Origin of the sequence: Flavobacterium sp. 90 (assembly GCF_004339525.1) — a bacterium.
Taxonomy (GTDB): domain Bacteria; phylum Bacteroidota; class Bacteroidia; order Flavobacteriales; family Flavobacteriaceae; genus Flavobacterium.
The window spans coordinates 1,345,523-1,360,900 of the sequence record NZ_SMGE01000001.1; the positions used below are offsets into that span (position 1 = coordinate 1,345,523).

General features: G+C 33.5%; 7 protein-coding genes. 1 reads left to right on the forward strand and 6 read right to left on the reverse strand.

Annotated elements, in window-relative coordinates; genetic code table 11:
• Positions 1-71: 71 nt before the first annotated feature.
• The 4 genes from sprA to C8C83_RS05465 all read right to left on the reverse strand — a co-directional run bounded on the left by sprA (position 72) and on the right by C8C83_RS05465 (position 10,877).
• Entirely contained in the window at positions 72-7,316 is a 7,245-nt protein-coding gene (sprA, locus tag C8C83_RS05450) for a cell surface protein SprA (protein WP_121326825.1), read from the reverse strand.
• A gap of 24 nt (positions 7,317-7,340) precedes the next feature.
• On the reverse strand, positions 7,341-7,922 hold the full coding sequence (gene ruvA / locus C8C83_RS05455) for a Holliday junction branch migration protein RuvA (protein ID WP_121326827.1): 582 nt from the start codon (positions 7,920-7,922) through the stop codon (positions 7,341-7,343).
• 78 nt (positions 7,923-8,000) lie between these two features.
• On the reverse strand, positions 8,001-10,292 hold the full coding sequence (locus tag C8C83_RS05460; protein WP_121326828.1) for an NADP-dependent malic enzyme: 2,292 nt from the start codon (positions 10,290-10,292) through the stop codon (positions 8,001-8,003).
• A 159-nt stretch (positions 10,293-10,451) separates the two neighbouring features.
• Entirely contained in the window at positions 10,452-10,877 is a 426-nt protein-coding gene (locus C8C83_RS05465) for a CBS domain-containing protein (RefSeq protein WP_099710752.1), read from the reverse strand.
• A gap of 1,082 nt (positions 10,878-11,959) precedes the next feature.
• Here C8C83_RS05465 and C8C83_RS05470 point away from each other — a divergent pair.
• Positions 11,960-12,286: a hypothetical protein gene (locus C8C83_RS05470; protein WP_121326830.1), complete on the forward strand. Its 327-nt coding sequence runs from the start codon at positions 11,960-11,962 to the stop codon at positions 12,284-12,286.
• Between the two features lie 115 nt (positions 12,287-12,401).
• On the opposite strand, the gene C8C83_RS05475 is transcribed toward C8C83_RS05470, so the two are convergent.
• Together C8C83_RS05475 and C8C83_RS05480 are read right to left on the reverse strand one after the other, a co-directional pair.
• Positions 12,402-14,405: an OmpA family protein gene (locus tag C8C83_RS05475; protein ID WP_121326832.1), complete on the reverse strand. Its 2,004-nt coding sequence runs from the start codon at positions 14,403-14,405 to the stop codon at positions 12,402-12,404.
• A 12-nt stretch (positions 14,406-14,417) separates the two neighbouring features.
• Entirely contained in the window at positions 14,418-15,329 is a 912-nt protein-coding gene (locus C8C83_RS05480; protein WP_121326834.1) for a type IX secretion system membrane protein PorP/SprF, read from the reverse strand.
• Between the last annotated feature and the right edge of the window lie 49 nt (positions 15,330-15,378).

Here is a 15,378-nt window from a genome sequence, read left to right on the forward strand (position 1 = left end):
AAAATTGATAATTTAGTAATTCAGTCACAAATGTAATAATCTTCTAAGAAATCTAGTTTAGAAACTAAAAATTAATTTCCGAAATTATACCTAAGCGTAAATCCTGATCTAATATTCGTTAATGGAAATGATGTTGAAATTACTGCTTTTGAGAACGAGTGATCGTAATAAAATATTGCCGTTAGGTTTTTACTAAACGCATAATCTGCTGTCATTTTTAGCGACCAGATGTTCTGTCCAGCTGCCAATTGATTATTGTCATAATCTAAATAACGAACCAATGTTTGATTATTTCTAAAAGAAAAATCGGCTTTTATATTGATGTCACTTTTAATAATTCCTGTTGGACTGTCTGCTAATCTTGAGGAGAAAATAACATCTTTAAAACGATATCCCATTCCTACAACATACTCCATTCCTCTAACTTCTGTCAACAAATTATTATCAAAACTCATCGACAATGCTCTGTCTTTCTTGATTTCAGTAAGGATACGCAATGAACTCTTCAACTCAAAATCAACACGAATAAGCGGACTAAACTGCTCTACCAAATTGACATTTGACATGATCGTCTTATTGAAAAAATTGGTATTAACATCCTGTCCATTCGGATTTTCTGAATAATCAAAATTAGATCTGAACTGATTTATTGTATATGACGCTCTGTAATTATTTTGCAATGAGAATCGCTTGAATTTATCTTTGAAAAACTTATAACGCATTAAACCGTTGTATTTAATACTCCAGTTTGGGATTGGAAAATCTCTAAAAATTCCGGTTGAAACATTCGATGCATTACTTCCGGTATAAGCCGCAAGGAAAGATGGCAACAATACTGCCTGATTACTTTTGCCATAACCAATAGGATATCCTTGATTTGACGCATAAATTTCTCTTTGTTTTTTAAACGGATCTTCCTGCGTTGGATCTACCGGTGGCGGCGGAACATCAGCTACATCATATCTTGGTATTGGAGCTGATCCATAACGTTCTTCTGCAAGACGATTTGCAATTATCAAACGATTGTTTCTAAAATCATCAAATGCCGCAGATTGTGTTTCATCACTTTTAGAAAAAGCAGTTTTTATTAACACTGTCGAAATCGAAAACATTCCATAAGTATATGGAGATAATGGCAAATATTCTCTACTAACCGGATCAACACTATATTGTTCTGACGTGTTTTGAGAATAAGCACGATCCATTGCCAAGTCAATTTTTAAATCTGGCAGTAAATCAATATTTGCAGTTATTTTTAAAAGCTTATTTGTTACCTGTGTAAAGTTTTGATTAAAATCCTGATAATCTGTCAACCATCCATTTTTAGCAGCTTCATATCGCACATCATCCTGACTTCCAAAAACAAACCCAAGTGTTGGTCTTGAAGTTCCAAAGAATCCTACACTTGGTGTATACCCAGGAAGAACAGTTCCGCTATTTTTAGTATAATTTACCTGAATGTTTTTCACACTAGTTAATATTCCTATCAAGCCATCATAAAAAGGGCTATTACTTACTACCGGTTTTGCCGTATTAACAATTTTTTCTCCAGGTTTTGGTGGTGCAGCAGCCTTAGGTTTTGCTCCAGCCTTCGAAGATTTTGCTCCAGGCGTTAATCCTAAATATTTATACAACATATTCATGTTAAATGTTGTAGTCAATGTATTTGAATTTGCGTTCTGGATTGTATTCCCCAAATTATAATTTGTTATTGATCCATCCGGATTTTCTATCGGAAGATCAGCAAACGCTGAAGAAGAACGTTGCCAGTTATAATCAGCCGTATACGAATAACTTGCTTTTACAAAACTAAAAACAGGGATTTTATTAATAGGAATTTCGTAATTCAACACTAATTGTTGTATGTGTGAATTTGGTGTTCCAATATCCAAGTAATCATCCCAAATATTAAAATCTTGCTTAGGCGTATTATCGTCATTCAAGAAATTTTTAACAATATTATTTGATGCAGCAGTATAATTTAATTTCAATGATTTTGTCAAATTATATCCAAAACCATATTGATAATTAAATGCAAAATTCCTTCTGAAAAGTGGTGAAACCGGAATCCCTTGTGTTTCAACATCTCTAAACTGTTGACGATTGCTTTGTCTTAAAATATTGGTATTAAAGGTAATATTGGATGGTAAGTAATTAAAATTAAAGTCACTTAAAATCTTCCAATATTCACTTGTTTTCATGAATTTGGTTGTCTTAAAAGGAACTACTTCTTTTGGCTGAAAAGTATAAGCATAATTTACCGCCGTATTCGATTGTTGATCCTGATAGGTTTCTACTTCATAATCATGGCGATTAACCTCATTATATGATTGTGAAAATGTTAAATTCTCAACATCATAAATATGCGGTTTTTGTTCCGGAGCTCTGTCCTTTTTTACTCCAATAAAATTAATACTTCTTCGTTTTGTATAATCAACAGCACGAGTTCTGATATTGTCTTTTTCAGCCTGATCGGTAGTTTCTCTAATCAACTGATCTAGTTTTATATCCTGATTAAAAGGATCATACTCAGGGGTAATTACCTCTTCTCCAATCGCATAATTAAATGGAAGATTGATTCCCCATTTATGCGGCAATAGCTGACCCAGATTTAAATTAGTAACAATATTATATTGCTGAATATCTTCACGACTTCTTTCGTTTGCTCCTTGTTCAAGAGATCCGAAACCAATTGTACTCTTTTTACCCGTTGCCGAAACTGTGGCGAAATCAGCCATATTGGTATCAATATTTAATATTGCTGCCATACCGCCTTTATTCTCTAAATCGGCAAGACGAAGCTCATTAAACCAAACTTCTCCTTTAATATCTTTATGATCTACTCTACTTTTTACTCCGACCATTAAGTTTCGAACTAAACCAAAGTTAGGATTTCCTTTTATACCTAATACCAATCTACTGTCTCCATCGCCGCCTGGAGAATCAGGATCATTATCCGGATAATAAATACCATTAATATCTCGCTTAGGAGAAGCAGGATCAAGGCTCATCGCTTTAATCTTCATACTTGTCAGCAACTCCAATGCCAGATCGATATTATTTTCTTCCATCCAAACCTGATCAGGACTTATTGTACATGACCCTCCTGTTCTGGTTACTTTTAATGGAATCTCAACTTGATAGAAGTTTTGTGTAAAGTCATTTCCAAAACGAATAAACCCTACCATTTCATCATCTTGTAACGTAGCTTCACTTGGTAATGATTCAGCGTGCAAGAACATTTTAAGTTTTTTGTATTGACGCATATCTACGCTTACATTTTTAAAAACTGCTCTGGAATCCATCGGTTGTAAACCTGACCCGCCAACTCTTAATGCTAACGCTTGCTCGTTTTGATTGATTATCGTATTGTTATTATACAATTGTTCTCTTTGAACTCCTGGTGGAATCACATAATTCACAGGACATTTTGTACTGTTTTCCTGAATATTTACTGCCGAAACATCAAATTCAGTTCCATCATTAGTCGGGTCTGTATCATTTGCGTCTAAAGTTCCTGTGTATCTTCTCCACTCTCCACGAACTAAATCTAAAGCTCCAAAACGCATTGTCATCTGATTGCTAAAACCAGTCATAAACATACGCATAAAACGAATAGATCTAAAATCGGTGATATTACCAATGGTCTTTTGAGGCTGAGAAACAGGAATCTTAAACTGAATCCATCTTGCATTTGTTGTTCCACCGTTTGGCAACTCAATATTAGATACATCACGAATATCTGTAATATAGTTCTGTCCAACCTGCATTCCTGGTTTAATATCAATACTATATTCGTAATAAGCATTTATAGTACTCATCGTATTATCACGATTAATATCTTCAACATCCGGTAATGTTGTTGATCCACGATTAGGATCATCTATACTTACGGCAGAGTTATTTTCTACTCCATTATATTTTTTATAACGATCAAGAACTCCACCTGTTGTATTTAAGTAATAAGTATAATTATCCGCAGCAGGATCTTCATCTCCCGCATAATTTGTATAAACTGAACCTTCTCTAGCATCCGGTAAACCATCTAAACCAACATCCTGATTTCTACGATTATCCGGATTTGTATCAAAGGCATAAATCAAAGATTGTGATGCTGGAACATCTCCCCAAATTGGCTGTGGATTTACCATTATCTGACCTGGTCCTAATCCATTTTCATATTGTTTTCTTCCATCTTTTAAAACATCTTCAGAAACCTCTCCTAAATTGAAATATATTTTTCCAGTATTATTTGTTTGTGCTTCTCCGTTTCCAACATAAGGATCCAGAACCCAAAACTGAATATACTCAACATTCCCCTGTTCAAAATTTGTAGAATTCAGAGCACGCATAATTCCACCAAAATTCGAAGATGCCGGATCTGTACTAAAATTTGGATTGTTATTATACGGACCTCTGTCTGATGGATAATAACTTAAATCAAGTGTATTAATAACCTGAATTTGTCCCTGAGCAATATCTGTATTTGGATATAATTCACGGCTGTAAATTCTTCTTGTTGTGTTCAATGATAAATCATCGTTTGAAATACCTGATGGTTTTGAGGTATAAAATATTGGATCAATGGTATACCAAGCCAGTTTTGCTCTTTTATAACCATATCTTAAATCATCAAAATTTGCATTAAAAGTAGGATCTCCTGCCGTGTTAATAAATGGCGTAGAAGCTAAACTCCATGCATAAGCTGATCGCATATCTATCGTAGACTGTGAGCCTTCAAAATCATCCACATATATAGTTGCTTCTCCTTCAAAATCACTTGCTTTTGGAGCATCCGGTCTTAAGAAAGCAACCTCACCACGAATCGAAAGATTAGAAGGAACATCTGTATCAATATTTGGTAATTTATTTACTAATCTGGTAAAGAATGGAACTTCTGTTGAATAGGTTCCGTTAAAACCAAAAATAGTATTATTTACAGATTCCTGTCCATAACTCGATTTTTGAGTAAATGGTCTTTCGGTCATTTTTAAAAAGGTTCCGCCAACAATAAAATTATCCGAAATTTTATGTTCGATATTGAATCCCATAAATCTTCTGGTTTGCTGTCCAAAAATTGAATTGTTTTCCAGCGAAACCTCAATTGGTGTATTTGAAGCCTGAAGTGAAGGGTCTAAAATTTGTACTCGCCCTAATTGATAATCCACACTGTAATCAATTCCTTCCACTAATCTTCTCCCGGCAGCCATTACCACAACTGAACCTTGTGGCACGTTAAATGCGCCAATTGGAATTCCGTTACTTCCTGATGATTTATATTTTCCTCTTAATAAGAATTTATTTTTGTCACTGTCCTGCAATGCTCCGGATTGTGTATTTCGATACATGTTGTTAAACACATATTTTTTTTGATTCGGATTGTATGTAGAAGGATCGTTGTAGTTTTCTCCTGAACCTGTATTTAATTTATCAAACAAAAGTTTTCCAAAAGGCTCTTTGGTTGTAAAAATAATTCGACCATTTTGAACGTCTACCGTTATACCCGGAAGATAATCAAAGAAACCATCTCCTCCGGTTTGTGGATCGTTATTATAGTTTAATCTATCCAGATTAAAAACATTTAATAATGGCGTTTGGTCAACCTTATTATCCGGTGCAGGATTTGGAGGAAAAGTACTTCCCTGAACTGGTGTAATATAATTTATTGGTGAAGGATCTGTATAAAGAATGTTTAATCTAAAATCATCTTGCTTAATTTGATACGCCTGAGGAATTTGATAAACGTTTTTCATCATCAAATTCCAAACTGGATTCTGTACGTTTGTCAAACTACTTTTCAGCATTTTCAAGATTAAACTTTGTGTAATAATAGCCTGATTTGAAGGGGTGTTTCCTGTAACAATTGTCCCATCAACTCCATCACTACCAAATTCTCCAACCTGATAAACTTTACCACCAATGGTATACTCGTAGGCTACAGCCAAGATCTCATCATTTGCCAAACGTTGCTGCAAAGAGATATATCCTAACTGTGCATTAAATGTAAACTCGTTCGCATTTAATTTTCTGGCATTTTCTAATATCGAATAATCTGTACCTTCACTTACGTTTGCACTATTAAATCCTGATTTTGCCGTTACAATTTCTCTAATATTTGAATTTAAAAACGAACCTGATTGTCCAATAGCTGCAGGATCATATTTATTATTATCATTTTCTGCAGGAGAATCAACAGGATTACTAAAGAAACCTGTTGTTGGTGATACAACTACAACCTGATTATCCGGAATACCGGTTGCCTGTGCCTCTCCTAAATCCTGAAGTGCAATAACGTTACGCAAGTTATTACTTGTAGTACTTACACGGTTTTGTTTGTTGGTTACCCAAACTTCAATTCTCGTTACCTGTACACGGCTATCAATAAAAGGATACCCTTTTAAAGAAGCGTCATATTTGTTTCTAAAGTATTGTGATAAGAAAAAGTGCCTGTCGTTATCGTAGTCTAAAGCATACAAATCAAAATTTTGAACTGTACCACCACCTTCTGCAACTATACTCTTTGTTTGTGACTTCTGTTCTGAGAAAACTCCCGTGATTGTTGTCTTACCAAATTGCAGCTGAGTTTTAACCCCAAATAAACTTTGAGCCCCACGTATAAGCGTACTGTTCAAAGGCATACTAACGTTACCAACCTCTACTTTTTGAATAATATCATCTTCTGAAGGTGAATAAGCCAGTTTAAATAAGTTTTGAAATGCAAATGTAGACTGAGTATCATAATTAGCATTTACATCTAATCTGGTTCCTACTTTACCCATTAAGCTCATGCTGATTCTCTGATCAAAATCAAAGGTTAAGCTTGACCTGTTTCTAGGTGAGAATGAAGGATTATCTTGCTTGGTATATCGAATACCCAAATCCATTTCGACTGATCCTGTTGGCTTTACATCAATTGTATTACTTCCAAAAACGCTTTCAAAAAGACTTGAGTTAATGTAATATCTTGGTAATAAATTCTTTTTATTGGCTTCACTACCTGCTTTTTTACCATCGATAGCATCTGATTTCTTTTTGAAATAATCTCTTCTGGATTCTTTCAAAACTAAATCTTCGTATTCTTTTGGCGTTAAAACAATTGGGTAATTTATAGAGAAACCATCAACTGAACTTGTGTAAATATAACGATCTGTAATAGGATCGTATCTGTAAGCAGAAAGTATGCTTGGTGGATCTTCAATCTCAACCTTTCCTACTGAAAATTGAGTCTTGGTTGTATCTTTGACCGCCGGATTTACTTGCGCACGCAAAACATTACCGCAAAATAAAACCAGCAAAAAAATACAAATTTTACGCATACAATTCTTTTATTTAAAATGAGTTTATAAGCTTTTTAAAGCTTTTTTGATGATTGATTCTACAGTAGCTTCCGGATCTTCTTTGACGATCTTTTCGACTACTTTTTCAGAAGTTTTTCGAACAAAACCTAAAACTTCCAAAGCAGATAACGCTTCATCTCTATTTGTATTGTTTTGTACTACAGAAACTTCATCTAAATCGTACAACTTTAACACTTTTTCTTTTAAATCAAGAATAACTCTTTGTGCTGTTTTGTTCCCAATTCCCTTAATTGACTGTATAACAACTACATCGCCAGAGGCAATAGCATTTATAATTTGTCTGGGTTCTATTGAAGACAACATTGTTCTGGCAATATTTGCTCCAATGCCGGAAACAGATAACAACATTCTAAAGATTTCTCGTTCTGATTTTTCTGCAAAACCAAATAAAGTATGCGCATCTTCTTTAATTTGAAGATGCGTATACAATTTTATATTCTCTGCATTAGGAATTAATGAGAAGGTGTGTAAAGAGATATGTACTTGATATCCAACACCTCCACAATCAATCACTACATCTGTAGGGTTTTTCTCAACTAATTTACCTTGCAAGTGTGCTATCATAGTATAATTTATTAGGGTCAAATATAATAAAAATGCACTAAAAATACGACAATATTACATCGACCCTTATAATTTCTACTATTTAGCTAATTTATTTTTTTTATTCTCTTTTTCCTGAGCATCAATAACTGCAATTGCAGCCATATTAACCATTTCTTCAACGCTTGCTCCTAATTGAAAAATGTGAACCGGTTTACCCATTCCCATCATAATTGGACCAATTGAATTTACTTTATATAATTCTTTTAATAATTTATAAGTAATATTAGCCGACTCTAAGTTAGGGAAAATCAATGTATTTACTTTCTTTCCTGCTAATTTTGAGAACGGAAATTTCTCTGCAAGCATTTCCTGATTCAAAGCAAAATCTGCCTGAATCTCTCCGTCAACGATCATATCAGGATGATTTTTATGCAAATAAGCTACAGCTTCTCTTACTTTTGAAGCACTTTGGCTTGTTGAAGATCCAAAATTTGAATAAGAAACCATTGCAATAACTGGTTCAACACCAAACATTTTTGCTGTTTTTGCAGTCATAATTGCAATATTAATCAAATCTTCGGCAGAAGGATTGATGTTGATTGCTGTATCAGACAAGAACATTGGCCCGCGAGAAGTCAACATCATATTTGCTGTTGCTACAAGTGATGCTCCAGGTGCTTTTTCAATCAATTGCAACATTGGTTTTACAACTGTTGGGTAACTTCTTGTATGACCTGTAACTAATGCATCTGCTTCGCCTTCATTGACCATCATTGCAGCAAAATAGTTTCTTTCGCGCATGTATTTCTGAGCATCAAGCAGCGAAACACCTCTTCTCTCTCTTGTTTCCCAATATGAATTTGCAAATCTGTTACGTCTTGCTTCTTCTTCATTTGTTTTAGGATCGATGATTTCAAGTTCAGCATCAAAACCTAATTCAGCTTTAAGCTCTAAAATCGCTTCTTTATTTCCTAATAAAATTGGATGTCCAATTCCGTCTTCGTGAACAATTTGTGCTGCTTTTAATACATTTAATTGATCTGCCTCAGCAAATACAATTCTTTTAGGATCCATTTTAGCACGGTTTGTCATCAAACGAACCATTTTATTATCATTCCCCATACGTTCACGAAGGTGATCTTCATAAGCTGCCCAATCTGTAATAGGATTTTTTGCAACACCAGATTCCATTGCTGCTTTTGCAACTGCCGGAGCAACTACAGTAATCAATCTTGGATCAAATGGCTTAGGAATAATATAATCGTTACCAAAACCTAGTTTTGTTGCGCCATATGCCACGTTTACTTGTTCCGGAACTGGTTCTTTAGCCAAAATAGCCAATGCTTTTACAGCAGCCATTTTCATAGCTTCATTAATTTTAGTAGCTCTAACATCCAGAGCTCCTCTAAAAATATATGGAAAACCTAAAACATTATTTACCTGATTAGGAAAGTCTGAACGTCCCGTAGCCATAATAACATCTTTACGAGTTTCTGTAGCTAGATTATAATCGATTTCCGGATTTGGATTTGCCATTGCAAAAACAATTGGATTCTCTTTCATTGTCAACAACATTTCAGCCGATAAAATACCTCCTGAAGACAATCCGATGAAAACGTCTGCTCCTTTTACTGCTTCTGCTAATTCAATTTTAGCGCCATCAACAGCATATTTCAATTGTAATTCTGATAGTGAAGGATTGTCTTTTGTTAAAAGTCCTTTACTATTAAACATTTTGATATTCTCAACCTTAACTCCTAACAAAACATACAAATCAGTACAAGCTATTGCAGCCGAACCTGCGCCAGAAACTACTACTTTTACATCTTCTGCTTTTTTTCCTGCTAATTCTAATGCGTTAATTAAAGCCGCAGAAGAAATAATTGCCGTTCCGTGCTGATCATCGTGCATTACCGGAATATCCAATTCTTCTACCAGTCTTCTTTCGATTTCAAAAGATTCCGGTGCTTTAATATCCTCAAGATTTATTCCTCCAAAAGTTGGAGCAATATTTTTAACAGTCTGGATAAATTCTTCGATATCTTTTGTTCCGATTTCTATATCAAAAACATCAATATCAGAAAAGATTTTAAACAATAAACCTTTTCCTTCCATAACTGGTTTAGAAGCTTCCGGACCAATGTCTCCAAGTCCTAAAACCGCTGTACCGTTTGAGATAACGGCAACTAAATTTCCTTTTGCTGTGTATTTATAAACGTCGTCTACGTTTGCTGCAATTTCTAAACATGGCTCAGCAACACCCGGCGAATAAGCCAAAGATAAATCTCTTTGGGTTGCATATTTTTTTGTTGGAACTACCTGAATTTTTCCTGGAGTTGGTTCTGAATGGTACAGTAACGCTTCTCTTCTTTTACTCTCTTTGTTCATTATTTTTAGCTTTTATTCTAGCTTACAAAGATATAAGTCTTGGTTTAAAATGGCGTCTTTTTATGTTTTTCTTTTCTTAAAATAACGTTTTCGCAACGCCAAAAAAAATAGTCCACGATAATTTGGACTATTTTATAAAGTATATTTTTATGTTTTATATTACTGCGAAATATATGAATTTAAATGATTTATAGTATCTTTTTGAATTTCTATAATCGCTTTTACAACGTCACTGATCGAAATTATTCCTACCACAATTCCATCTTCCAAAACTGGTAAATGTCTAATCCTTTTCGTACTCATCAACTCCATACAGTCTTCGATATTATTAGAAAGATTTACTGAAAAAACAGTGCTTTCCATAATTTCATGTACAAAGGTTTCTTTTGATGACTTGTCTTTCAAAACAATTTTTCGGGCATAATCCCTTTCAGACAATATTCCTTTTAAATCGGTTCCATCAATAACCAGAATTGCCCCTATGTTTTTTTCGCCCATTACTTTCAAAGCTTCATAAACTGTTGTTGTTGAAAGTACGGAATAAACATTTTTCCCTTTTGCGTTTAGTATTTGATTTACAGTCATATCTGAAAAATTTTAAGTTCTATAAAGTTAAAAAAAAATGAATATAAAAAACAACGAAAACGATTTTTTAAAACTTAATCAACTCATTTTAAACATAATAAGTTAAATTTTAATCTAAAGAAATTTTACTTTAAAAAAATGAATGAATTTTAAGACTTTTTTGCGAAAAACGCAGGGTTTTGAATGGTTTTGAATTTGGACAAAGATTTTGTCGAGATAATTAAACCCGACAGGTTTTAAAAACCTGTCGGGTTTTGGAACGATTGCTTTTCGATAACATGATTACGAAGATGGATTAAAATCCATCCCTACAATATGTTTCGTTCCTCCGGAACTTTTTACAGAATTATTCTATATTCTACGACAAACCCGACAGGTTTTTAAAACCTGTCGGGTTTAATAGCGATTTGCATTCATTACAATTTGTCATTTCGACGGAGGAGAAATCTCCACAAGTAACTCCGCAACAAGAATCCGATCTTTGTCGAGCTTCTCACGAAGATTTCTCCTCCGTCGAAATGACAAGATTGTGGTTATGATTGAGAAGAACGGATTAAAATCCATCCCTACAATATATTCCGTTAGGAATTAAATGTTGGTAGAAAAAAGAAATTACCATTCTATAGTATCCCGTAGGGATTACATAAAATCTAGAAAAGACAAAGAAAATCGCCAATCTTTGTCGATTAACGAGTGTGATTTCTCCTCCGTCGAAATGACAAGATTGTGGTATGATTATGATTTTGATTATAATTGACAAAGATGGATTAAAATCCGTCCCTACAATATATTCCGTTAGGAATTAAATGTTGGTAGAAAGAGGAAATCACGATTCCATAATATCCCTTAGGGATTACATAAAATTTAAAAAAGATATCAACCCGACATATATGTCGTTCTATTATTCTTTATTGTTTAATAGATTTGATTTTGAAAAAATGTAAGAAAATAATTAAATTAACATATTATAGTATGTTGAAAATAAAAATTATAAAACACAACTTGCATGAAATTAAAACAACTCTTTAAGAAGAATTAAAAAAGCTTAAATGCTAAACATTTTACAATCAAAAAACATCATTATGGAAACAATTGAAACTAAAAATTTAGAACGCCTAAAAAAGTTATCTGCGCTATATTTAAACACCTTAAAACCTTCTAATGACGAATCAGAAACTTATACTGTTCAAATTAAACTTTCAAATTATTCCGAGCTTGGTTGCGTTATTGCCGAAATCTTAAAATTATGTATTGTAGCACTTGATCACGATGCACATAAATCTTCCTATACTCTTAAAAACTCACCTATTAATGTAGCGCTCATTTTAGAAATGGTTTTAGAAATGTTTCCTACGAATGAATTTGATGTACTAGACGAAATTAACCAAATGTTTGTTAGACCGGACTAAAGTCCGGCCCTACAATATAAATCGAACCTCTGGTTCTTTTTTGAATATCCGTTTACAATTTCCCAAAAAAAAGACCTTTTCTAATCTTGAAAAGGTCTTTTTTATATTTATCAAATTACAGACTTACAATTATAAATTCGCTTCGTCTGTTTTGCTGATGTTCTTGTTCGGTACATTTTACACCATCGGCACATTTATTTACTAATTGTGTTTCTCCGTATCCTTTTGCTGTCAATCGGCTTGCGTCGATTCCTTTTTGTATCAACCAATTCTTCGTCGATTCAGCTCTTTTATCTGATAAAATCTGGTTACTTTCAGTTGATGAACGACTGTCTGTATGCGAACGAATATCTAATTTTATGGTTGGATATTGTTTTAGCATATCAACAATTTTCTGCAATTGAGGCTCAGATGTTTTCTTGATTGTCGCTTTTCCTAAATCAAAAAAGTTCATCGGAATTTTTAATAATTTTCCTAAATCGGTTCCAATGCTAATATTGACTTTAACCGGTTTAATCGAATTACTTGCCTTTATTATAACCGGAATTGCAACTATTGGTTTTGGTTTCTTCTCTAAAGCTATTGGCAGAGAAACTGATCCTGTTTCTTTTTTCAACGTCACAGAAACTTCTTTAAACAAATAATCTTCTTTTGATGTTTTGATAAAGTATTTTTTTCCGCATTTTACATTCGAAAAAACATAATTTCCGTTAGCAGCAGATTTTGCTTCAACGGCAGATTTTCCTGCTTCGTCAAATAATATTAAAGCAACATTCGAAAGTGTTTCGTTTGTTTCCTGATCTGTAATTGTTCCTGATATCGACTGTTCGCAAATTAATCTGCGGTTTTCTGTAAAGCGATAAACATCGTCCAAGCCTTGACTACCAGTTCTATTTGAAGAGAAAAACCCATTTCTGTTTTTACTGTTAATTATAAAAGCAAAATCGTCTTGCTTACTATTAATTGGTTCTCCAATATTCTGAACTTCATCAAAAGAACCTTCTTTAGTTATTTTCGAAACATAAATATCAAGTCCGCCTAAACCCGGTCTTCCATCGCTGGCAAAATAAAGTTCATTTTCAGCTGAAATAAAAGGAAAGGTTTCTCTTCCTTCTGTATTGATATCCGAGCCTAAATTTTCAGGTTTTCCAAAAGTTCCATCAGCTTCTATACTTACTTTAAAAATATCCGAAGCGCCAAGTGTTCCGGGCATATCTGATGCAAAATACAATGTTTTTTCATCTACGCTTAAAGCCGGATGTGCAACGCTGTATTCGTCACTATTAAAAGGAAGTTCCTGAACATCTTTCCATTGGTCGTCTATTAAAGTTGCTTTGTAAAGTTTTAAGAATGTAATTTTCTTTTCATTCTCTCGTCTTTTTCCATCTACAGAATTATTTCTGGTGAAGTACATTGTACGTCCGTCTTTTGTAAAAACCGGAGTCGATTGATTGAAATTGACTCTTAAATTTTCTTTATGAAATATCATTGGTTTTCCAATACTTCCGTCAGGACTTAATTCAGCAGAATATAAAGTTGAAATTGCTTTATTGGTCCACTTAAAGTTCTTTTTGACTATTGAACCAGTATCTCTTGCAGATGTAAATACTAGTTTATTATCTAAAATCGTACTTCCGTAATCTGAATCTTTTGAGTTAATTCCAGCATCTGCAATGTCAAATCGACCAGAATTTGCTTTAATATCTTCTAAATAATTTTTATTATTTGCGAATAAAATACCTCTTTTATCTAATGGTGCTTTTTGAATGAGTTTTTCTAAAATTTCATCTGATTGTGTATAATTTCCTTCTGATTTTAAACACTGAGCATATTTGTACAAATACTCTGGTTCCTGATTTTCATTAAGGATATATAATTCCTGATAGTATTTTAAAGCTTCTTGCAATTCTCCAATAAGGTAATAGGAATTTCCTAATCTTTGAAATACTTTTTCGTCTCTAACTCCTTTTTCAACTAACTTTTCGTAGGCTTTTATGGCATCCGCGTAAGCGTAATTGTCGTATTTTTTATCTGCATTTGCTATACTGGCAGTTTGTGCATTTGCCACGAAAAAAATGCTAAAGAACAAAAAGGAATATAATAGTTTTTTAATCATCATATTTTAAATCAATTAAAAGAATCTTGGTGATGTAAGTCTGCTGTAATTATGGAAAAATTCAAAACGAAGGAAAATCTCATGTGATCCTGAATTGTATCTTCTTAAGTTGGTCGTTTCATGATCGTAACCGTATCCTATATACATTCCTTTTGAAACCTGAAAACCTGCCATTGCACTTACCGAAGCACTCCAACGATAAGCAAGTCCTACAACAAATTTATCATTAAACATAAAATTTCCTGAAACATCAACTTGTAAAGGTGCTCCTTCTACCATTTTTGTTAATAGGGCTGGCTTGAATTTTATATACTCTAAATGGTCTAAATTAAAGACGTAACCCGCCATGAAATAGTAGTTGATTTTGTCTTTGAAAATAGCAACATCGTTATCATCATATCTGTTGGTTTGAATGAAATTTGGCACCGATAATCCAATATAGGCCTGATCTGAATGCCAATAAATACCGGCTCCAATATTTGGTGTAAACTTGTTTTTTAAATCCTGAAACTGTGGATCACCCTGATTTTCATAAGTTAATTTACTTACGTCTAAATTAAAAAGGTTACCAGTAGCTTTTAATCCAAAAGACAATTTAAATTTTTCGGATGTTGGAATACTATACGATAAATCTGCCGACAATGTATTTTCATTTGTTGGTCCGATTTTATCATTTACCAAAGAAACTCCCAGTCCTAAATTACTATTATTTAAAGGTGTATTGACTGAAAATGTACTTGTTTCTGGCGCTCCGTCAAGTCCGATCCATTGTGTACGATACAACCCAAAAACACTTAATACTCCACGAGAACCTGCGTAAGCGGGATTTATTGCAATGGTATTGTACATATATTGTGTAAACTGCGCGTCTTGTTGTGCGTTACATACAATGGAAAAAAACACAAAAATTAAAGCTAGTTTTTTCATTTAATGATCTTTTAAAAAACGGCTCAGCTCCTGACTAAGCCGTTTATTA